Here is a 241-nt window from a genome sequence, read left to right on the forward strand (position 1 = left end):
GGTGCTGACCCAGTTCGAGGCCGCCGGCCTGGTGGTGCGTCACAACTTCGATGGCGGCCATGCCGTGTTCGAGCTCGCCGATAGCGGCCACCACGACCACATGGTCTGCGTCGATACCGGCGAGGTGATCGAGTTCATGGACGCGGAAATCGAGAAGCGCCAAAAGGAAATCGTCCGCGAGCGCGGCTTCGAGCTGGTCGATCACAATCTGGTGCTCTACGTGCGCAAGAAGAAGTAGTCG

1 protein-coding gene is annotated in these 241 nt (G+C 61.4%); it reads left to right on the forward strand.

Annotated elements, in window-relative coordinates; translation table 11 throughout:
- On the forward strand, positions 1-238 hold a 238-nt coding region (locus HMPREF0072_RS11615; protein ID WP_211204248.1), incomplete at its 5' end, for a transcriptional repressor.
- Positions 239-241: the final 3 nt, after the last annotated feature.

Source organism: Anaerococcus lactolyticus ATCC 51172 (genome assembly GCF_000156575.1).
GTDB lineage: Bacteria > Bacillota > Clostridia > Tissierellales > Peptoniphilaceae > Anaerococcus > Anaerococcus lactolyticus.